Source organism: Mesorhizobium sp. B2-7-1, assembly GCF_006440735.1.
Lineage (GTDB): Bacteria > Pseudomonadota > Alphaproteobacteria > Rhizobiales > Rhizobiaceae > Mesorhizobium.
Genome location: NZ_VFUA01000231.1, coordinates 1 through 1,052, shown reverse-complemented (window position 1 = coordinate 1,052; position 1,052 = coordinate 1). Strand labels below are relative to the sequence as shown.

2 protein-coding genes are annotated in these 1,052 nt (G+C 60.3%); one reads left to right on the top strand and one right to left on the bottom strand.

Going from position 1 to position 1,052, the window contains the following annotated elements:
• Positions 1–225: 225 nt before the first annotated feature.
• Positions 226–402, bottom strand: a complete 177-nt coding sequence (locus tag FJ471_RS35490) for a hypothetical protein (RefSeq protein WP_246684928.1) — start codon at positions 400–402, stop codon at positions 226–228.
• Between FJ471_RS35490 and FJ471_RS34640 the strand changes: the two genes are divergently transcribed.
• Positions 339–1,037: an IS630 family transposase gene (locus tag FJ471_RS34640; RefSeq protein WP_246684927.1), complete on the top strand. Its 699-nt coding sequence runs from the start codon at positions 339–341 to the stop codon at positions 1,035–1,037. The genes FJ471_RS35490 and FJ471_RS34640 overlap by 64 nt on opposite strands.
• Positions 1,038–1,052: the final 15 nt, after the last annotated feature.

Below are 1,052 nucleotides of genomic sequence, written 5' to 3'. Positions count from 1 at the left end.
TAAAGCACGTCGCCTTTTAAAAGATTCGGGATTCCCTGACTGACGGTTTGATGATTCATTGCGGTGGAAGGGAGAACCGCGATGGGCAAGCCGTTACCGATGGCGTTGCGTAAGCGTGTTGCAGCGTTTGTGGATGAGGGCCACAGCAATCGTGAGGCGTCGCGTCATTTTAGGGTTTCGCCGAAGTTCGTGAACGATCTGATGAAGCTGCGCGCCGAGAGGGGTTCACTTGAGCCGCGCCGGCAAGGCCATGGCACTGGCGGCGGCAAGCTGGCCGCTCACGCCGACTTCGTGCGCCAGCGGATGGCTGAGAATGGCGATCTGACGCTCGACGAGCTGTGCGTGGAACTGGACGGGCGCGGAGCTACGGTGCACCGGTCGAATGTAGCCCGTCTGCTTCACCGGCTGGGCCTCAGTCACAAAAAAAGACACTCCGGGCGAGCGAGCACCAGCGTCCCGACATCCGGCAGGCGCGCGAGCATTGGATCAGGCGGCGCAAACCGTTCTTCGACAAGGCCTTGACGCGCCTCGTCTTCATTGACGAGACCTCGACCAACACACGGCTGACCAAGCGAACCGGCTGGGCACCCAAGAGCCAACGCTACCGAACATCGGCACCGTTCGGCGGCTGGAAAACGCAAACTTTCATCGCCGGCTTGAGATGCCACGCCATGATCGCGCCTTGGATCGTCGATGCGCCGATGAACAAGACGCGTTTTGAACTCTATGTCGAGACCCAGCTTGCCCCCGAACTCAACCCGGGCGACGTCGTCATCCTCGACAATGTCGCCTTCCACAAGAGCGAGCGGGCGGCCGAGCTGGTGCGCCAGCGCGGTGCCTGGCTGCTGCCGCTGCCGGCCTACTCGCCGGACCTCAATCCAATCGAAATGGCGTTCTCGAAACTCAAGGCGCTGCTCAGAAAGAAGGCTGCGCGATCCTTCGACGCCATATGCAGCGCACTCAAGGACATATGCGACCTGTTCGACCCGCTACAGTGCAGAAACTTCTTCAAAGCTGCCGGATATGAGGCCAATTAAACGCGACGTGCTTTA